Source organism: Klebsiella sp. 141251 (assembly GCF_050600725.1).
Lineage (GTDB): Bacteria > Pseudomonadota > Gammaproteobacteria > Enterobacterales > Enterobacteriaceae > Klebsiella > Klebsiella aerogenes.
Window position 1 is genome coordinate 1 of the sequence record NZ_JAQIRG010000006.1, and the last position, 19,424, is coordinate 19,424.

A 19,424-nucleotide genomic window follows, 5' to 3' on the forward strand; every position below is an offset into this window, starting at 1 on the left:
TCAGTCGCAGCAACAACCAGGATCGCGCCATCCATCTGAGCAGCACCGGTGATCATGTTTTTAACATAGTCGGCGTGGCCCGGGCAGTCTACGTGTGCGTAGTGGCGAGTCGGGGTGTCATATTCAACGTGGGAAGTGTTGATGGTGATACCACGAGCTTTTTCTTCCGGCGCGTTATCGATCTGGTCGAATGCGCGAGCAGCACCGCCGTAGGTTTTAGCCAGTACGGTGGTGATTGCAGCGGTCAGAGTAGTTTTACCATGGTCGACGTGGCCGATAGTACCAACGTTGACGTGCGGTTTTGTACGTTCAAATTTTTCTTTAGACACGGCTATATTCCTTACTATAGTGCTCTCCCCTCAGGAGAGAGCACGGGACTTAGGTTTTAATCCTGTGGATTATTTACCACGGGCTTCAATAACGGCCTGAGCAACGTTGTTCGGCGCATCATCATACTTCAGGAATTCCATGGTGTATGATGCACGACCTTTGGTCAGAGAACGCAGCTGAGTTGCATATCCGAACATTTCAGACAGCGGAACTTCAGCGTGGATCTTAACGCCAGTTACTTCAGATTCTTGACCGCGCAGCATGCCGCGACGACGGCTCAAGTCACCGATTACGTCACCGGTGTTCTCTTCCGGAGTTTCTACTTCAACCTTCATGATCGGCTCAAGCAGAACTGGTTTCGCTTTCTTAAAGCCTTCTTTAAAGGCGATAGAAGCGGCCAGTTTAAACGCCAGCTCAGAGGAGTCAACGTCGTGGTAAGAACCGAAGTGCAGACGGATACCCATATCAACTACCGGGTAACCAGCCAGCGGACCAGCTTTCAGCTGTTCCTGGATGCCTTTATCAACGGCCGGGATGTATTCGCCAGGGATTACACCACCTTTAATGTCGTTGATGAACTCGTAACCTTTCGGGTTAGAGCCCGGCTCCAGCGGGTACATGTCGATCACAACGTGACCGTACTGACCACGACCACCAGACTGCTTGGCGTGTTTACCTTCAACATCGGTAACTTTCTGGCGAATCGCTTCGCGGTAAGCAACCTGAGGTTTACCGACGTTCGCTTCAACGTTGAATTCACGCTTCATACGGTCAACGATGATGTCGAGGTGCAGCTCACCCATACCGGCGATGATGGTCTGGTTAGACTCTTCGTCAGTCCATACGCGGAATGACGGGTCTTCTTTAGCCAGACGACCCAGAGCCAGACCCATTTTTTCCTGGTCAGCTTTGGTTTTCGGCTCAACGGCGATGGAGATTACCGGCTCAGGGAATTCCATACGCTCCAGAATGATCGGCGCATCCGGGTCACACAGGGTGTCACCAGTGGTTACGTCTTTCAGACCGATAGCGGCAGCGATATCGCCCGCGCGAACTTCTTTGATCTCTTCACGTTTGTTAGCGTGCATCTGAACGATACGACCGAAACGCTCACGTGCAGCTTTCACGGAGTTCAGTACGGTATCACCAGAGTTAACCACACCGGAGTACACACGGAAGAAGGTCAGGTTACCAACAAACGGGTCGGTAGCGATTTTGAACGCCAGTGCAGAGAACGGCTCGTCGTCGCTTGCGTGACGCTCAGCCGGGGTATCTTTACCGTCGTCCAGGATGCCGTTGATTGCCGGAACATCAACCGGGGATGGCAGGTAATCAATTACCGCATCCAGCATCGCCTGAACACCTTTGTTCTTGAACGCAGAACCACAGGTTACCAGGATGATTTCGTTGTTCAGAACGCGCTGACGCAGAGCTTTTTTGATCTCTTCTTCAGTCAGTTCTTCACCACCCAGGTATTTTTCCATCAGCTCTTCGGAAGCTTCCGCAGCGGACTCGATCAGGTTCTGGTGCCATTCGTCAGCCAGGTCCTGCATGTCAGCCGGGATATCTTCGTATTCGAAGGTAACGCCCTGGTCTGCATCGTTCCAGTTGATGGCTTTCATTTTCACCAGGTCAACAACACCGGTGAAACCTTCTTCAGCACCAATTGCCAGCTGCAGCGGAACCGGGTTCGCGCCCAGACGGGTTTTGATCTGACCAACAACTTTCAGGAAGTTCGCACCCATGCGGTCCATTTTGTTAACGAACGCAATGCGCGGAACTTTATATTTGTTTGCCTGACGCCATACGGTTTCAGACTGCGGCTGAACACCACCAACTGCGCAGTAAACCATTACCGCACCATCAAGAACACGCATGGAACGTTCTACTTCGATAGTGAAGTCAACGTGCCCCGGGGTGTCGATGATGTTTACACGGTGCGGTTCATACTGTTTAGCCATACCAGACCAGAATGCAGTAGTCGCAGCGGAAGTGATGGTGATACCACGTTCCTGCTCCTGCTCCATCCAGTCCATGGTAGCGGCGCCGTCATGAACTTCACCGATTTTGTGGTTTACACCGGTGTAGAACAGAATACGTTCGGTAGTAGTGGTTTTACCGGCGTCGATGTGCGCACTGATACCGATGTTACGGTAGCGTGCGATGGGTGTTGTACGAGCCATTTGATTCCTCGTTTATTTCTTTAGGCGTTCAGTTAAGTTATCCAGAGCGGGCGACTCATCTGAAACGCCCGCCTGGTGACTATGACTCCGAAGGGATTACCAACGGTAGTGTGCGAACGCCTTGTTGGCTTCGGCCATACGGTGAACGTCTTCACGTTTCTTAACTGCAGTACCTTTGTTGTCTGCAGCGTCAGTGAGTTCGTTCGCCAGGCGCAGAGCCATGGATTTATCACCGCGTTTACGAGCAGCTTCAACGATCCAACGCATTGCCAGGGCATTACGACGAACCGGACGTACTTCAACTGGAACCTGATAAGTAGAACCACCTACGCGGCGGGACTTAACTTCGACAGTCGGGCGCACGTTTTCGAGTGCAACTTCGAAGGCTTCCAGTTCAGTTTTACCAGAGCGCTGAGCCAGGGTCTCCAGCGCGCTGTATACGATAGTTTCTGCAGTAGATTTTTTACCATCTACCATCAGGATATTTACAAATTTAGCCAGCAGTTCTGATCCGAACTTCGGATCCGGCAGAATTTTACGCTGACCAATGACGCGACGACGTGGCATGGAAATACTCCGTTGTTAATTCAGGATTGTCCAAAACTCAAAGAGTTTAGTTTGACATTAATATAAAACGTTTGGCCTTACTTAACGGAGAACCATTAAGCCTTAGGACGCTTCACGCCGTACTTGGAGCGAGCCTGCTTACGGTCTTTAACGCCGGAGCAGTCAAGCGCACCACGAACGGTGTGGTAACGAACACCCGGAAGGTCTTTAACACGACCGCCACGGATCAGGATCACGGAGTGCTCCTGCAGGTTGTGACCTTCACCACCGATGTAGGAGGTGACTTCGAAACCGTTAGTCAGACGCACACGGCAAACTTTACGCAGTGCGGAGTTCGGTTTCTTAGGAGTGGTGGTATATACGCGAGTACATACGCCACGTTTCTGCGGGCAGGCTTCCAGCGCCGGCACGTTGCTCTTTGCAACTTTGCGCGCGCGTGGTTTGCGTACCAGCTGGTTAACTGTTGCCATTAAATAGCTCCTGGTTTTAGCTTTTGCTTCGTAAACACGTAATAAATCGCCTCATATAATATGAGGACGCAGAATTTTAGGGCGGTGCCGAAAAGGTGTCAAGAAATATACAACGATCCCGCCATTACCAGGCCAACTGACCTTCATGTTTGACCGTAAGACTGACGAAATCAGTATAGTCAACCCTGACGACACTGTCCGCAATTTGACCAGCCAGCCCGCGGGCTTCGATATCGTCTTGCAGAGCATGTAGGGTTATGGGGGCGGATTGCAGGATTTCAAGGAAACGGCCGCCGTCAATCGCCGCAACCACGCCATCGGAGAGCAGCAGCAGATCGTCACCTGGCTTCACCAGACGCAGCATCGCATCGATATCGGCGTGCCAGGGAGAGACACTTAGAGTATGAAGCATGTGGGCCTCAGAATCGTAGAATCACGTTGAACTCGTCAAGCCGGGCGCGCAGCGCTTCTGGCTCGAGGCTTTCTGCATCCACCACCCACGGCGTATCGGCGGCCAGACCGCGTTCGCGGGCAGACGCCGCGCATAGCCAACACTGTTCGATGTCATACAGCGATAACAGCTTGAAGGTGGCGATATAATCACGGGCGAGGATTTTTCCCGGCTGCTGGCCAGGGATAATCTGAAACACGCCGTCGCCGACAAAGAAGACGCCGAGATCATCGGTAAGCGCCGAGGTCGCCAGTAAGGCGTCCAGCCCTTCCCTGCCGGCTGCGCTGCCGTGCGGCGCGGAAGAAAATACGAAAGCCACGCGTTTCATCAGAACTGCACCATTCTATCGCAGGTTAACGACGCTTCAGCCAGCGCACCTAGTCCGCTTAAGGTGAATCCCGGCTGCAGATTCTGCGCCGGCAAACCAAGCTGCTGCGCTTCGCGTTCATCGGTCACGCCGCGGCGTAGCGCGGCTGCCACGCAAATGTGCAACGCAACGGCATGTTCATCATGCAGACGCTGCCAGTGACGCACCAGGTCTACCTCATCGCTGGCTGGGGCCGTCAGCTGATTGGCGTTGTAGACTCCTTCGCGATAGAAAAACACGCAGGCCAGTTCATGCCCTGCGTTAATAACCGCCTGCGCAAACTGCCACGCGCTACTGGCCTGCTGAGTACCGTAGGCAGGCCCGGTTACCGTGATGGCAAAACGCATTACTTATCGAGTCCCTGGAAATCACCGCTTTTAAACTGGCGGATGTAGAGGTACACCGTGTGTTTAGAGATATTCAGGCGATCGGCTACCTGGTTAATCGCATCTTTGATATCGAAGATGCCTTTCTCGTAAAGATTCAACACGATTTGGCGGTTTTTCGCGTTATTCGACACGTTGCGATCGGCATTCACCTCTTCAATGGTGAACTCCAGCGTTTGTGCGACCAGGTCATCTACCGACGAGGCGAAGTTGACCTGCGAGTTGACTTCCGGCGTTTCCGGCGGAATGAAAGTGCTCATAATCTGCGAGAACGGGACATCGAGGTTCATGTTGATACAAAGCAGACCAATCACCCGATGTTCGCGGTTACGTATGGCGATAGTCACCGATTTCATCAGCACGCCGCTTTTCGCGCGGGTAAAATAGCACTTCGATACGCTGCTATCCGCTCCCGTCATATCGTGCAGCATACGTAACGCCAGATCGGTAATCGGCGAGCCAATTTGGCGGCCGGTGTGTTCACCGTTAGCGATACGAATAGCGGAGCATTTTAAATCCTGCAGTGAGTGCAGCACGATTTCACAGTGGGAGCCAATGAGCATCGCTAACCCGTCCACCACCGCTTCATAGGATTTTAGGATATCGAAGTCGGTCTGGTCGAAAGGACGTTGATCCAGCAGGTCAAGCTCGCTGGTTTCGTTGGTTAAAAGCGACCTGGACATGTAAAAAAGCACTCCTTTTCAGGAGCCTGTCGTTATCGTCAGGGCAGGCTCATCATCATTATTAAGCTATCTAAAGTAATACAGCGCCTGAGGAATTTTCCAGTTTTAATTATATCTGCTGCCAATAAAAAAGCCGCCGCCCCTGAAGGCGGCGGCTTATGGCAGATTACTTCTTAGCGTCTGCAGCCGGTGCTTCGGCAGCGGCTTCTGGCTTAGCATCAGCCTTCGGAGCCGGTTTGATGTCCAGCAGTTCTACATCGAATACCAGCGTAGAGTTAGCCGGGATACCCGGAACGCCAGTTTTGCCGTAAGCCAGATCCGGTGGGATGACCAGCTTGATTTTGCCGCCTTTTTTGATGTTTTTCAGGCCTTCGGTCCAGCCCGGGATAACGCCATCAAGACGGAAAGAGAGCGGCTCGCCGCGGGTGTAAGAGTTGTCGAACTCTTTACCATCGATCAGCGTACCTTTGTAGTTCACCACGACGGTATCGCTGTCTTTCGGCGCATCGCCGGTACCGGCTTTCTCGACTTTATACATCAGGCCGGATTTAGAAGTTTTCACGCCCTTCTCTTTAGCGAAGGCGTCACGGAACGCTTTGCCTTTGGCATCGTTCTCAGTCGCATCTTTTTCCATCTTCTGCTGAGCGGCGGTTTTCACGCGGGTCTCAAAGGACTGCAGAGTGGTTTCAATTTCTTTGTCGGACAGTTTGCTCTTATCGGCAAACGCATCCTGCACGCCGGCGATCAGCTGGTCTTTATCCAGTTTGATACCCAGCTTCTCTTGTTCTTTCAGGGAGTTTTCCATGTAACGGCCGAGGGATGCACCCAGCGCATAAGCGGATTTTTGATCGTCATTTTTAAATGCCGATTTGCTGTCCGCCGCCGGTGCGGCTTTTGCTGCGGTATCGGCAGCAAAGGTCAGCGGTGCATTCAGGGCAACGGCCATCGTGGTCGCCAGCAGCGTTACTTTAAACAGTGATTTCATCCATTTCTCCAGGGCCGGGGCATCTCACCCCAGGGTTATCATAAAAAGCAAAAAACGTACTATAGAACGTTGCAGAACAAATCTACATACGGACCTACCTGAATATCGCCTCATTTCAGACTATTTTTGTATGAATTAGTTTCCTCTCTGACGTTACGATGCTGCGTTAACGCGGAAACTTGAGTAGAATCCGCCCGCAAACAAGACAGAAGAGGCGACCTATGAACGATAGCACAATGGAGACGCGTCTGGCGGAACTGGAAAGCCGACTGGCGTTTCAGGAGATCACCATCGAGGACCTCAACAAAACCGTCACGGCGCATGAAATAGAAATGGCCAAAATGCGCGAACATATGCGCTTGATGATCGAAAAACTGAAAGCGACGCAGCCGTCGCACATCGCGTCACAGTCTGAAGAGACGCCGCCTCCGCATTATTGAGACGTAAAAAAAGCGGGTCTCCCCGCTTTTTTTGGCTATTCGCGCGAACGCGACGCCATTAGTGGCAACCGCAACCGCCGTTACCGCAACCACCTTTGCCGTGTTCATGGTCGTGACCATGATCGTGGCCGTGGCCGCCGCAGCAACCGTCATGACCGTGGTCATGATCGTGATCGTGGCCATGAGCGCCGTGTACGTGACCGTGTTCCAGCTCTTCTGCAGTGGCTTCGCGCAGGGCGACAACTTCTACGTTGAACTTCAGATTCTGGCCAGCCAGCATGTGGTTGCCGTCAACCACCACGAAATCGTCGCCGACTTCGGTGATTTCTACCGGTACCGGACCCTGGTCGGTTTCAGCCAGGAAGCGCATGCCAACCTGCAGTTCGTCAACGCCCATGAAGACGTCTTTAGGAACGCGCTGAACCAGGTTTTCGTCATACTGGCCGTACGCGTCATTCGCGCCGACTTCGACATCAAATTTGTCGCCCACTTCGTGGCCGTTTAATGCGTTTTCCAGGCCGGAAATCAGGGAACCGTGACCATGCAGGTAGTCCAGCGGCGCACTCACCGGAGACTCATCAACCAACACACCGTCTTCTGTACGTACCTGATAGGCCAGGCTGACCACCAGGTCTTTTGCTACTTTCATGATATCTCCTGAGCATGGGAAGAATAGTGGCGCAGATTGTAGCGGAATTCTGCAGCCGTGTACCCTCTAGCTTAAAAAAAGGCGACAGATAACGCTAGTCCGGATGAAAAATGCCGATCACTTGCTCTTCTTTGCGAACGTGTTCGCGGACCTCTTTATCGGCCTCGCGCATCTGATGTCCGCACTTAACACACTCAACAATATCGACATTATTCTCGCGCCACATCGCCAGTGAATCCTGTGCCTGGCACGCCGGACATTTTGCGCCGGCAATAAAACGTTTACGTACCGCCATTTTGCTCTACCTTCTATTCAAACTCGTCCCAGCCGTCCAGCTGCCGGCTTTCTTTCTGCATCTCACGCTCAAAAATCTCTTCCAGCTCGCGCCGGGCTTCCCGCACGCGGGATATCTGTACGGTATCAGTATGCACCGGCATTAACTCGCGAAGCATTCGCATATCGAGGCGTCGAAAGTGTAACTGCGCGCGCTGCGCCTGATGCGGATGCATTCCCAGGGTCACCAGCGCCTTGCGCCCCAATTCCAGGGCGCTGGAGAAGGTTTCTCGCGAGAACTGCGTCACGCCGGCCTGTAATAGCTCATGCGCCTCTACGCGCCCCCGCGCACGCGCCAGAATATGCAGGTGGGGAAAATGCTGTTGGCACATCTCCACCAGCTTCATGGTATCTTCCGGCTCGTTGCAGGTAATCACAATAGACTGCGCCTCTTCCGCCCCCGCCGAACGCAGCAGCTCAAGCTGCGTCGCATCGCCGAAATAGACTTTGTAGCCATATTTGCGCATCAGGTTGACCGCGCTGATATCGCGTTCAAGCACGGTAATACGCATTTTATTAGCCATCAGCAGACGCCCAATCACCTGACCAAAACGCCCGAAACCGACGATAATCACCTGTGGCTTATCATCCTCGACCCACGGCGCCTCATCGGTATCTTCCGCCGGGTTAAGCCGTCGCGACAGCACTTTATCAATGATCTTCATCAGGAGCGGCGTGGTCATCATCGATAAGGTTACGGTAACCAGCAGCAGCGCCATCTGATCGTTATGGAACAGTTTCTGCGAAGCCGGCATGGAAAAGAGAACAAAGGCGAACTCGCCGCCCTGGCTCAATACGCCGGCGAACTGCGTGCGCTCGGAGCTGCGCAAACCATATACCCGAGCCAATACATAGAGCACCAACGCTTTCACCGCCACCAGCGCGGCAACGCTTACCACCACCCACAGCAGATGGGTGTAGAGCACGCCAAGATTCAGCGCCATGCCGACGGAGATAAAAAACAGCCCCAGCAGCAGGCCTTTAAACGGCTCAATAGCGATTTCCAGCTCGTGGCGATATTCGCTTTCCGCCAGCAGCACGCCGGCGATAAACGTCCCCAGCGCCATCGACAGCCCCAGGGCGTCCATAAACAGCGCGGAACCCAGCACCAGCAGCAGCGTGGCGGCGGTGAAGACCTCACGCACGCCGGAACCAGCGATAAAGCGGAATACCGGGCGCAGCAGAAAACGGCCGCCAATCAGCATGCCGGCGAATGCCAGCACCTTCATCCCTACCGACATCCAGTTGAAGTTATCGTCGCCGTGTCCGGCGAGCAGCGGGACCAGCGCCAGCGCCGGGATCACTGCTAAATCCTGAAATAACAGAACTGAAAAACCCAGCTGGCCGGATTCGTTACGGCTCATTCCTTTCTCGCGCATCAGCTGCAGCGCCATCGCGGTAGAGGACATCGCCAGACCAATACCGCCCACTACGGCCGCCTGCCACGAAAACCCGGTGACCACCAGCAATCCGCCGAGGATCGCCGCGCTAAACAACACCTGCGCCGCGCCGACCCCGAATATTGAGTTACGCAGTTGCCACAGTTTGGCGGGGTTGAGCTCAAGGCCGATGATAAACATGAGAAACACGACGCCCAGCTCGGAAAAGTGAAGAATTTCATCCACATCGCTAATAAACCCGAGCCCCCACGGGCCAATCGCAATCCCGGCCAGCAGGTAACCGAGTACGGCGCCAATACCCAGCCGGGCCGCCAGCGGAACCGCCACCACGGCGGCAAACAAAAACAGTACCCCTGCTAATAGCAAATCAGCTCCCGCCATTGGCGCCTCCTGTTGCAACAGGATTCGCGAGCCAATCGCGGTACGCGCGGGCGTGGCTTTGCAAATCTTCCGGCCGCTGTCGGCGCGCCCAGTAGACAATAATCGGACTCAGCCAGTGCATGCGGCACATGCCGGCCGTTAACTCAAAAGGGCGCAGAATATCGTTCATCGGATAGCGGTTAGCATCGCGGCGGTAAGCGCTCTCCGGCTCGCCGGTGGTGATCACGCTACGCCAGTACTTTCCCGCCAGTTGATTTCCTCCCGCGCCGCTGGCGAAGCCGCGGCTCAGCACCCGGTCCAGCCACTCTTTCAACAATGCCGGACAGCTCCACGTATACAGCGGATGTTGGAACACAATCACCTGATGCTGACGCAGGAGATCCTGCTCAAGGGCGATATCAATAAAAAAATCTGGATAGTGCGCATAAAGATCGTGCACGGTGACATTCGGCAACTGTAAAGCCGGTTCAAGCAACACCCGGTTGGCCACGGAATCCTGAGATTCTGGGTGGGCATACAGCAGCAACACTTTCGCTGTCTGAGACATCATTCCCCTCCCGAACGTCATCTGGCGGCTTGCGAAGCGGCTGCGTCTCGACGCAACCAGAATGACTTTGTCTATCGTCTTCATTTTGGGCTACCATTGCGGCCCAATGGAGCGTTTCGCTTCCACACTACATTATCATAAAGACAAATTAACATAGTCTGAACATACGGCGCCTTATGATTGTTTTCTCCTCGTTACAAATTCGTCGCGGCGTACGCGTCCTGCTGGACAACGCCACCGCCACCATCAATCCTGGCCAGAAGGTCGGTCTGGTGGGTAAAAACGGCTGCGGTAAATCTACGTTGCTTTCGCTTTTGAAAAACGAGATAAGCGCCGACGGCGGCTCCATGACCTTCCCGAGCAACTGGCAGCTGGCGTGGGTTAATCAGGAAACGCCGGCCCTGCCGCAGCCGGCTATTGATTATGTTATTGATGGCGATCGCGAGTTCCGCAAGCTGGAAGCCGATTTACAACAGGCCAATGAGCGCGACGACGGCCATGCCATCGCCACCGTCCACGGTAAGCTGGATGCGATTGACGCCTGGACGATTCGTTCCCGCGCCGCCAGCCTGCTGCACGGCCTTGGTTTCAGCAACGAGCAGCTCGAGCGGCCGGTCAGTGATTTCTCCGGCGGCTGGCGTATGCGCTTAAACCTCGCGCAGGCGCTGATCTGTCGTTCCGATCTGCTGCTGCTCGACGAACCGACCAACCACCTCGATCTTGATGCGGTGATCTGGCTGGAAAAGTGGCTAAAGGGCTATACCGGTACGCTGATCCTGATTTCCCACGATCGTGATTTCCTCGATCCGATCGTCGATAAAATTATTCATATCGAACAGCAAACGATGTTCGAATACACCGGTAACTACAGCTCGTTTGAAATCCAGCGCGCGACCCGTCTGTCGCAGCAACAGGCCATGTATGAAAGCCAGCAGCAGCGCGTAGCCCACTTGCAGAGCTACATCGACCGTTTCCGCGCCAAAGCCACCAAAGCGAAGCAGGCGCAGAGCCGTATCAAAATGCTTGAGCGTATGGAGCTTATCGCCCCGGCGCACGTCGATAACCCGTTCCACTTCAGCTTCCGCGCGCCGGAAAGTCTACCGAACCCGTTACTCAAGATGGAGAAAGTCAGCGCCGGCTACGGCGAACGAATTATTCTCGACTCCATCAAGCTGAATCTGGTACCCGGTTCGCGTATCGGTCTGCTGGGGCGCAACGGCGCCGGTAAATCAACGCTGATTAAGCTGCTGGCCGGCGAACTACAGCCGCTGTCCGGTGAAATTGGCCTGGCTAAGGGCATTAAGCTCGGTTACTTCGCCCAGCATCAGCTCGAATTCCTGCGCGCCGATGAGTCGCCGATACAGCATCTGGCCCGCCTGGCGCCGCAGGAGCTGGAACAAAAATTGCGCGACTACCTCGGCGGCTTTGGATTCCAGGGGGATAAAGTCAGCGAAGAGACCCGCCGTTTCTCCGGCGGCGAAAAAGCGCGTCTGGTGCTGGCGTTAATCGTCTGGCAGCGCCCTAACCTGCTGCTGCTCGATGAACCGACCAACCACCTTGATCTTGATATGCGCCAGGCCTTGACCGAAGCGCTGATCGACTTCGAAGGGGCGCTGGTCGTGGTCTCGCACGATCGCCACCTGATCCGCTCCACCACTGACGATCTGTACCTCGTACACGACGGCAAAGTCGAACCCTTTGATGGCGATCTGGAAGATTATCAGCAGTGGCTGAGCGATTCGCAGAAGCTGGAAAACCAGACCTCTGAAGCGCCAAAGGATAACGGCAATAGCGCGCAGGCGCGTAAGGATCAAAAACGCCGCGAAGCCGAACTGCGTACGCAAACGCAACCGCTGCGTAAAGAGATTGCCCGTCTGGAAAAAGAGATGGATAAACTCAACGCGCAGCTGGCGCAGGCGGAAGAGAAACTGGGCGACAGCGAGTTGTATGACGCCTCGCGCAAAGCGGAATTAACCGCATGCCTGCAGCAGCAGGCGAGCGCCAAATCAGGGCTCGAAGAGTGTGAGATGGCGTGGCTCGACGCGCAGGAACAGCTGGAGCGGATGCTGCAGGAAAGTTAATGAGTAACCGCCCGGCGGTGAGAGAAAATTCATCGTCGGGACTTTCTGCTTAGGCATCCCGGGAGAGTTTCCGAAATTCATCGCTCAGCCATTCTCTTGAGTCATTTTCATGTAATCTATACCGATTACCCGCAAGACCACATATTGGCTAACCGCCCACTTTTATGCGCGGTATAGTGTTCTAAAAGTTTCTTAATAATCCTGGTACTATGGTTGAAATAACCCCGACAGCAGTGACGCCCCCCGATAACGACTCGCGTGAATTCCATCCGATGCGCGGCGTGGGCAATCGTCATCTGCAAACCATGCTGCCGCGGATCATCCGCCGCAAGCTCCGATTTACGCCGCACTGGCAACGCCTTGAGCTGCCGGATGGCGATTTCGTCGATCTGGCCTGGAGCGAAGACCCCGCCGGCGCGCGCCACAAACCGCGACTGGTGGTCTTTCACGGTCTGGAAGGCAGCCTGCACAGCCCTTACGCCCACGGTTTGATTCACGCCGCCATGCAGCGCGGCTGGCTCGGGGTGGTGATGCATTTTCGCGGCTGCAGCGGCGAGCCGAATCGCAACAGTCGTATTTATCACTCTGGCGAAACGGAAGACGGTACCTGGTTCCTGCACTGGCTGCAGCGCGAGTTCGGCACAGCGCCGACGGCGGCGGTAGGCTATTCGCTTGGCGGCAACATGCTGGGCTGTCTGCTGGCGAAAGAAGGCGACAATATTCCGCTCGATGCAGCCGTCATTGTCTCGGCGCCCTTTATGCTGGAAGCCTGCAGCTACCATATGGACAAAGGATTTTCGCGCGTCTATCAGCGTTACCTGCTCAACCTGCTGAAAGCCAACGCCGCGCGCAAGCTGAAAGCCTATCCAGGCTCGCTGCCGGTCGATCTTCGCCAGCTTAAAAGCATGCGCCGCATCCGCGAATTCGACGACATGATCACCGCCAAAATCCACGGTTTCGCCGATGCGCTAGACTATTACCGACAGTGCAGCGCGATGCCGCGCTTAAGCGATATCACCAAGCCGACGCTGATCATTCACGCGAAAGACGATCCGTTTATGGACCATCATTCAATTCCGCCGCAGGAACAACTGCCGGCTAACGTCGAATATCAGCTCACGGAACAGGGCGGCCACGTTGGCTTTGTCGGCGGTACGCTGCGAAAACCGCAAATGTGGCTGGAGCAACGTATTCCGGATTGGTTAACCCGCTGGCTGGGAGGACAAGCATGATTATTCCCTGGCAGGATCTCGATCCCGAAACGCTGGATAATCTGATTGAAAGCTTTGTGTTGCGCGAAGGCACCGATTATGGTGAACATGAACGTTCGCTTGCCGATAAAGTCGCCGATGTAAAACAGCAGCTTAAAACCGGGGAGGCCGTGCTGGTGTGGTCAGAACTGCACGAGACGGTCAACATCATGCCCCGCAAGATGTTTAACGGCTAAGCGCCATGCCCCTCTAACCGCGAGTGCCTGGCGCGATACGGCGACACACCATCACTTAATCAGGGAGTTGTTATGTCTGCCAAACATCCAGTGATCGCAGTCACGGGCTCCAGCGGCGCGGGCACCACCACCACCAGCCTCGCGTTTCGCAAAATTTTCTCGCAACTGAACCTGCATGCCGCGGAGGTCGAAGGGGATAGCTTCCATCGCTATACTCGCCCGGAAATGGACATGGCGATCCGCAAGGCGCGCGATCAGGGCAAACACATCAGCTACTTTGGCCCGGAAGCCAACGACTTCAGCCTGCTTGAACGCACCTTTTTAGAGTACGGCGAATTCGGCAAGGGCCAGTCGCGAAAATATCTCCATACCTACGATGAAGCGGTTCCCTGGAATCAGGTTCCCGGCACCTTTACCCCATGGCAACCGCTGCCTGAACCGACCGACGTGTTGTTTTATGAAGGGCTGCACGGCGGCGTGGTGACGCCGCAGCATGACGTGGCGAAACATGTCGACCTGCTGGTCGGCGTGGTGCCGATCGTCAACCTTGAATGGATCCAGAAGCTCATTCGCGATACCAGCGAACGCGGCCATTCGCGCGAAGCGGTGATGGACTCGGTGGTGCGTTCGATGGAAGACTATATCAATTTCATCACCCCGCAGTTCTCACGCACCCATATCAACTTCCAGCGTGTGCCGACGGTCGATACCTCGAATCCGTTTGCCGCCAAAGGCATTCCATCGCTCGACGAAAGCTTCGTGGTGATTCACTTTCGCAATTTGCAGGGGATTGATTACCCCTGGCTGTTGGCGATGCTACAGGGGTCGTTTATCTCGCATATGAACACCCTGGTGGTGCCAGGCGGTAAGATGGGGCTGGCGATGGAGCTCATTATGGCGCCGCTGGTCGAGCGCTTGATGGAAGGCAAAACCATTAGTTAAGGGCAAAATAAAACCCCGGCCGCCGTGCTGCCGGGGTTAGCGTCCCGCTACATCAATTCGTCTCAGGCTTCGATCACTTCGTAAGAGTGGGTGATGTTGACGGCCTTTTCCAGCATCAGGGCCACCGAGCAGTACTTCTCCGCGGATAAATCCACCGCACGGGACACCGCCGCATCCTTCAGCTCTTTGCCGGTGACGATAAAGTGCAGATTGATATGGGTGAACAGGCGCGGCGCCTCTTCACGGCGTTCAGAAGTCAGCTTCACTTCGCAGTTGGTGACGTTTTGACGCCCTTTTTGCAGGATAGACACCACGTCAATTGCGCTACAGCCGCCCGCCGCCATCAGCACCATTTCCATCGGGCTGGGCGCTTTGTCCCCGGAGTTGCCATCCATTAAAATCTGGTGGCCGGAGGCCGACTCACCGATGAAGGTTAGACCTTCCACCCATTTCACACGCGCTTGCATAAAATTTAACTCCGCTGTTGCAATTTTCCTGACAGATTACGCGCACATAACAAATCTCGCAACGGAAGGCGACCTGGGTCATGCTGAAGCGAGACACCAGGAGACATGCGGTGAAAGCTATGCTAAAACAGTCTGGATGCTACAGTAATACATTGATGTACCGCATGTATGCTGAGGAGTTCACATTACAGGCTGCATAAATTGAGCAGCCAGCTTCCCAGGCATAGGGAAAAATACGATTGCATGCCCGGATGCCGTGTAGTGTCGGCGTCCGGAGATAGCTTATAACAGAGGATAACCGCGCATGGTGCTTGGCAAACCGCAAACAGACCCTACCCTTGAATGGTTCTTGTCTCATTGCCACATTCATAAGTACCCATCAAAGAGCACGCTGATTCACCAGGGTGAGAAAGCGGAAACGCTTTACTACATCGTAAAAGGCTCCGTGGCTGTACTCATCAAGGATGAAGAAGGTAAAGAGATGATCCTCTCTTACCTCAACCAGGGCGATTTCATCGGTGAATTAGGCCTGTTTGAAGAAGGTCAGGAACGTAGTGCCTGGGTACGTGCGAAAACCGCATGTGAAGTGGCCGAGATCTCTTACAAAAAATTCCGTCAGTTAATCCAGGTGAACCCGGACATCCTGATGCGCCTCTCTTCTCAGATGGCGCGTCGTCTGCAGGTCACTTCCGAGAAAGTCGGTAACCTTGCTTTCCTCGACGTGACGGGCCGTATCGCTCAGACCTTACTGAATCTGGCGAAACAGCCTGATGCCATGACCCACCCGGACGGGATGCAGATCAAAATCACCCGCCAGGAAATTGGCCAGATCGTCGGCTGTTCTCGTGAGACGGTTGGCCGTATTCTGAAGATGCTGGAAGATCAAAATCTGATCTCCGCACACGGTAAAACTATCGTCGTCTACGGTACCCGTTAAGTCGCTAAACGGCGTATTGCTCCGCGCAGTACGCCGTTTTTGTTTCTCCCATGTGGCGCAGGCTGATTTACCACCCGGAAGTCAACTATGCACTGCGGCAAACGCTGGTGCTGTGTCTACCTGTGGCCATCGGGCTTATGCTCGGCCATCTGCAGCAGGGGTTGCTGTTCTCATTAGTTCCTGCCTGTTGCAATATCGCCGGTCTCGACACCCCGCATAAACGCTTTTTCAAACGCCTGATCGTTGGCGGCTGCCTGTTTGCCGGCAGCAGCCTGATTGTGCAATTGCTTCTGGCGCGGGACATCCCTTTGCCGCTTATCCTCAGCGCGCTGGCGCTGATTCTCGGCGTGACGGCGGAAATCAGTTCGCTGCACGCTCGCTTGTTGCCGGCATCGCTTATCGCCGCCATTTTTACCTTAAGCCTGGCCGGCAATATGCCCATCTGGGAGCCGCTGCTTATCTATGCGCTGGGAACCTTGTGGTACGGACTCTTTAACTGGTTCTGGTTTTGGCTCTGGCGAGAGCAGCCGCTGCGCGAGTCGTTAAGCCTGCTTTACCGCGAACTGGCTAATTATTGCGAGGCCAAATATAGCCTCCTGACGCAGCACACTGACCCGACGACCTCCCTGCCGCCGCTGCTTACCCGCCAGCAGAAGGTGGTCGATTTAATTACCCAATGCTACCAGCAAATGCATATGTTAGCCGCCAACCAGCGTAGCGATCATAAGCGCCTGCTGCGCGCGTTCCAGGTTGGGCTGGATCTGCAGGAACATATTTCAGTGAGCCTGCACCAGCCGGAAGAGGTGCAAAAACTGGTGGAGCGCAGCCATGCGGAAGCGGTTATCCGCTGGAACGCGCAGACCGTCGCCGCGCGTCTGCGGGTGCTGGCGGATGATATTCTCTACCACCGCTACCCGCGTCGCTTCCAGATGGATAAGCAAATCGGCGCGCTGGAAAAAATCGCTTATCAGCATCCCGATAACCCGGTAGGCCAGTTCTGCGCCTGGCACTTCAGTCGTATCGCCCGCGTGCTGCGCACCCAGCGCCCGCTGTACGCACGGAATCTGATGGCGGATAAAGAACGGCGCCTGCCGCTACTACCGGCGCTGAAGAACTACCTGTCATTGAAATCCCCGGCGCTGCGCAACGCCGCGCGCATCAGCGTAATGTTGAGCATCGCCAGCCTGATGGGCAGCGCCCTACATCTACCGAAGCCGTACTGGATCCTGATGACCGTGCTGTTCGTGACGCAAAACGGTTACGGCGCCACCCGCGTGCGGATTGTCCACCGGGCGGCAGGCACCCTGGCGGGCCTGGTGATCGCCTGGCTGACCCTACATTTCCACGTACCGGAGAGCTACACGTTAAGCGGTATGTTGTTCATCACGCTGCTGAGCTATCTCATCATCCGTAAACACTACGGCTGGGCGATGGTGGGCTTTACCGTCACCGCGGTATATACCCTGCAGTTGCTAACGCTTAACGGCGAGCAGTTCATCGTCGCCCGCTTTATTGATACCATTATTGGCTGTCTGATCGCCTTTGGCGGAATGGTCTGGCTATGGCCGCAATGGCAGAGCGGCCTGCTGCGTAAAAACGCCCACGATGCCCTGGAGGCCGATCAGGAGGCTATTCGGCTGATCCTTAGCGCCGATCCGCAGGCCCCGGCGTTGGCCTACCAACGTATGCGCGTCAACCAGGCGCACAACGCCCTGTATAACTCGCTTAACCAGGCGATGCAGGAACCGGGCTTTAACTCGCACTATCTGGAAGATATGAAGCTGTGGGTAACCCATAGCCAGTTTATCGTTGAGCATATCAACGCCATGACCACGCTGGCACGCGAGCATACGATGCTAACGCCTGACCTGGCGCAGCGGTATCTGGAGTCTTGTGAAATTGCCCTGCAGCGCTGTCAGCAGCGTCTGGATTCAGACGGGCCGGGCAGCGCGGGCGATGTGAATATTATGGAATCCCAGGACGGGGAAGTGTTGCGTGGGCCGCTCAGCACCCTTGAGCAGCATTTGCAGCGGATCCTCGGCCATCTGAACACCATGCACACCATTTCGTCGGTGGCATGGCGTCAGCGTCCGCATCACGGCATCTGGCTACGCACGACTAAGCGCTAAGTACGTTTTTAACCGCCTGCGCGAAGCGCGCCATCCCTTCGGCGATATCGCTATCATCAATCACCAGCGACGGCACAAAGCGCATTACGTCCGGCCCGGCGTTTAACACCATCACCCCGGCCTCCGCCGCAGCATAGAGGAAATCGCGCGCGCGTCCGTGATGCTGCGGCTTAAGCGCGGCGCCGATTAACAGTCCCATGCCGCGGATGTCGCTGAACAGATCAAACTGCGCATCGATCTGCTGCAGGTGTTCGACAAACAGCGCCCGTTTGGCATTGACGCCCGCCAGCACCTGCGGCGTGTTAATCAGGTTGAAAGCCGCGGTCGCCACCGCACAGGCCAGCGGATTGCCGCCGTAGGTGGAGCCATGGGAACCGGCATGGAAGGCGCTGGCGATTTCATTGGTGGTTAACATCGCGCTAATCGGGAAACCGCCCCCGAGCGCTTTCGCGCTGGTCAGGATGTCCGGCGTCACGCCGTAATGCATATAGGCGAACAATGAACCGGTACGGCCCATACCGCACTGCACTTCATCAAATACCAGCAGCGCCTGATGCTGGTCGCACAGATCGCGCAGCCCCTGCAGGAACGCTGGCGTCGCCGCCATCACCCCGCCCTCGCCCTGAATCGGCTCAACCACCACCGCGCAGGTATGGTCATCGATCACCGCTTTCACCGCCTCGAGATCGTTAAATGGAACATGCACGATATCTGCCGGTTTCGGCCCGAAACCGTCAGAGTATTTCGGCTGACCGCCGACCGAGACGGTGAACAGCGACCGTCCGTGGAAAGCATTATGGAAAGCGATGATTTTGGTTTTGTACGGACTATGGCGAGTGATCGCGTAATGACGCGCCAGCTTGAACGCCGTTTCGTTGGCTTCCGTTCCGGAGTTCATAAACACCACGCGCTCGGCAAAAGTGGCATCTACCAGCTGGCGCCCCAGGCGCAGCGCCGGCTCGTTGGTAAAAACGTTGCTGGTGTGCCACAGGGTCTCGCCCTGCTCGTGCAGCGCCGCCACCAGCGCCGGGTGACAGTGGCCCAGCGCGGTCACCGCAATCCCGCCGGCAAAATCAACGTACTCTTTGCCCTGCTGATCCCAAACGCGGCTGCCTTTCCCCTTCACCGGAATAAACTCCGCCGGTGCATAAATCGGCAGAATGACTTCATCGAATGTGGCGCGGGTGATTGCCGGTTGATCTGTTGCCATGTGATGCCCATCCTTCTGTGTAATGTGCAATGATTGCGA

At 55.2% G+C, this 19,424-nt stretch carries 22 protein-coding genes; 7 read left to right on the forward strand and 15 right to left on the reverse strand.

Going from position 1 to position 19,424, the window contains the following annotated elements; all coding sequences use genetic code 11:
- The 9 genes from PGR09_RS14440 to fkpA all read right to left on the reverse strand — a co-directional run.
- A partial coding sequence (locus PGR09_RS14440) for a GTP-binding protein (RefSeq protein ID WP_000031695.1) occupies positions 1-329 on the reverse strand: 329 nt, incomplete at its 3' end.
- A 69-nt stretch (positions 330-398) separates the two neighbouring features.
- Positions 399-2,513: an elongation factor G gene (gene fusA, locus PGR09_RS14445; protein WP_045375915.1), complete on the reverse strand. Its 2,115-nt coding sequence runs from the start codon at positions 2,511-2,513 to the stop codon at positions 399-401.
- Between the two features lie 96 nt (positions 2,514-2,609).
- Positions 2,610-3,080, reverse strand: a complete 471-nt coding sequence (gene rpsG / locus PGR09_RS14450; protein ID WP_015369416.1) for a 30S ribosomal protein S7 — start codon at positions 3,078-3,080, stop codon at positions 2,610-2,612.
- 95 nt (positions 3,081-3,175) lie between these two features.
- Complete coding sequence (gene rpsL, locus PGR09_RS14455; protein WP_000246815.1) at positions 3,176-3,550, reverse strand: 30S ribosomal protein S12; 375 nt, start codon at positions 3,548-3,550, stop codon at positions 3,176-3,178.
- A 124-nt stretch (positions 3,551-3,674) separates the two neighbouring features.
- Positions 3,675-3,962 carry a sulfurtransferase complex subunit TusB gene (gene tusB / locus PGR09_RS14460; protein ID WP_045394886.1) on the reverse strand — a complete coding sequence of 96 codons (288 nt, stop codon included), beginning with the start codon at positions 3,960-3,962 and terminating at the stop codon, positions 3,675-3,677.
- A 7-nt stretch (positions 3,963-3,969) separates the two neighbouring features.
- Positions 3,970-4,329, reverse strand: a complete 360-nt coding sequence (tusC, locus tag PGR09_RS14465; protein ID WP_045394885.1) for a sulfurtransferase complex subunit TusC — start codon at positions 4,327-4,329, stop codon at positions 3,970-3,972.
- Positions 4,329-4,715, reverse strand: coding sequence for a sulfurtransferase complex subunit TusD (gene tusD / locus PGR09_RS14470; protein ID WP_045394884.1), 387 nt, complete (start codon positions 4,713-4,715; stop codon positions 4,329-4,331). Before tusD ends, tusC begins: the two co-directional genes overlap by 1 nt.
- On the reverse strand, positions 4,715-5,437 hold the full coding sequence (locus PGR09_RS14475; protein ID WP_004868391.1) for a helix-turn-helix transcriptional regulator: 723 nt from the start codon (positions 5,435-5,437) through the stop codon (positions 4,715-4,717). Before PGR09_RS14475 ends, tusD begins: the two co-directional genes overlap by 1 nt.
- Before the next feature lie 166 nt (positions 5,438-5,603).
- Positions 5,604-6,422, reverse strand: coding sequence for an FKBP-type peptidyl-prolyl cis-trans isomerase (gene fkpA / locus PGR09_RS14480; protein WP_015369412.1), 819 nt, complete (start codon positions 6,420-6,422; stop codon positions 5,604-5,606).
- Between the two features lie 221 nt (positions 6,423-6,643).
- On the opposite strand from fkpA, the gene PGR09_RS14485 reads away from it, so the two are divergent.
- Positions 6,644-6,862: a protein SlyX gene (locus PGR09_RS14485; RefSeq protein ID WP_015369411.1), complete on the forward strand. Its 219-nt coding sequence runs from the start codon at positions 6,644-6,646 to the stop codon at positions 6,860-6,862.
- 58 nt (positions 6,863-6,920) lie between these two features.
- On the opposite strand, the gene slyD is transcribed toward PGR09_RS14485, so the two are convergent.
- The 4 genes from slyD to kefG all read right to left on the reverse strand — a co-directional run bounded on the left by slyD (position 6,921) and on the right by kefG (position 10,175).
- The gene (gene slyD, locus PGR09_RS14490) at positions 6,921-7,511 is read right to left on the reverse strand and encodes a peptidylprolyl isomerase (protein WP_015369410.1); all 591 of its coding nucleotides are present in this window, start codon (positions 7,509-7,511) and stop codon (positions 6,921-6,923) included.
- A gap of 94 nt (positions 7,512-7,605) precedes the next feature.
- Entirely contained in the window at positions 7,606-7,806 is a 201-nt protein-coding gene (locus PGR09_RS14495) for a YheV family putative zinc ribbon protein (protein WP_004106389.1), read from the reverse strand.
- 13 nt (positions 7,807-7,819) lie between these two features.
- Positions 7,820-9,625: a glutathione-regulated potassium-efflux system protein KefB gene (gene kefB / locus PGR09_RS14500; protein WP_047065852.1), complete on the reverse strand. Its 1,806-nt coding sequence runs from the start codon at positions 9,623-9,625 to the stop codon at positions 7,820-7,822.
- The gene (kefG, locus tag PGR09_RS14505) at positions 9,612-10,175 is read right to left on the reverse strand and encodes a glutathione-regulated potassium-efflux system ancillary protein KefG (protein ID WP_047048039.1); all 564 of its coding nucleotides are present in this window, start codon (positions 10,173-10,175) and stop codon (positions 9,612-9,614) included. Before kefG ends, kefB begins: the two co-directional genes overlap by 14 nt.
- A 173-nt stretch (positions 10,176-10,348) precedes the next feature.
- On the opposite strand from kefG, the gene PGR09_RS14510 reads away from it, so the two are divergent.
- The 4 genes from PGR09_RS14510 to PGR09_RS14525 all read left to right on the forward strand — a co-directional run bounded on the left by PGR09_RS14510 (position 10,349) and on the right by PGR09_RS14525 (position 14,642).
- Complete coding sequence (locus PGR09_RS14510; protein WP_047078896.1) at positions 10,349-12,253, forward strand: ABC transporter ATP-binding protein; 1,905 nt, start codon at positions 10,349-10,351, stop codon at positions 12,251-12,253.
- A 209-nt stretch (positions 12,254-12,462) separates the two neighbouring features.
- A complete protein-coding gene (locus PGR09_RS14515; protein WP_049053451.1) occupies positions 12,463-13,485 on the forward strand; it encodes a hydrolase in 1,023 nt (340 codons plus the stop codon).
- A complete protein-coding gene (locus PGR09_RS14520) occupies positions 13,482-13,700 on the forward strand; it encodes a YheU family protein (RefSeq protein ID WP_015369405.1) in 219 nt (72 codons plus the stop codon). Before PGR09_RS14515 ends, PGR09_RS14520 begins: the two co-directional genes overlap by 4 nt.
- A gap of 72 nt (positions 13,701-13,772) precedes the next feature.
- Positions 13,773-14,642 (forward strand): phosphoribulokinase, encoded by an 870-nt coding sequence (locus tag PGR09_RS14525; protein WP_015369404.1) that lies wholly within the window; start codon positions 13,773-13,775, stop codon positions 14,640-14,642.
- A gap of 62 nt (positions 14,643-14,704) precedes the next feature.
- On the opposite strand, the gene PGR09_RS14530 is transcribed toward PGR09_RS14525, so the two are convergent.
- Complete coding sequence (locus tag PGR09_RS14530; protein WP_015703648.1) at positions 14,705-15,109, reverse strand: OsmC family protein; 405 nt, start codon at positions 15,107-15,109, stop codon at positions 14,705-14,707.
- A 304-nt stretch (positions 15,110-15,413) separates the two neighbouring features.
- Here PGR09_RS14530 and crp point away from each other — a divergent pair, with 304 nt between their 5' ends.
- The gene (crp, locus tag PGR09_RS14535; RefSeq protein WP_000242758.1) at positions 15,414-16,046 is read left to right on the forward strand and encodes a cAMP-activated global transcriptional regulator CRP; all 633 of its coding nucleotides are present in this window, start codon (positions 15,414-15,416) and stop codon (positions 16,044-16,046) included.
- A gap of 50 nt (positions 16,047-16,096) precedes the next feature.
- Complete coding sequence (locus tag PGR09_RS14540) at positions 16,097-18,175, forward strand: YccS/YhfK family putative transporter (protein ID WP_316422857.1); 2,079 nt, start codon at positions 16,097-16,099, stop codon at positions 18,173-18,175.
- Here the strand turns inward: PGR09_RS14540 and argD are convergent.
- On the reverse strand, positions 18,165-19,385 hold the full coding sequence (gene argD / locus PGR09_RS14545) for a bifunctional acetylornithine/succinyldiaminopimelate transaminase (protein WP_047078894.1): 1,221 nt from the start codon (positions 19,383-19,385) through the stop codon (positions 18,165-18,167). The two genes, PGR09_RS14540 and argD, sit on opposite strands and share 11 nt — an antisense overlap.
- Positions 19,386-19,424: the final 39 nt, after the last annotated feature.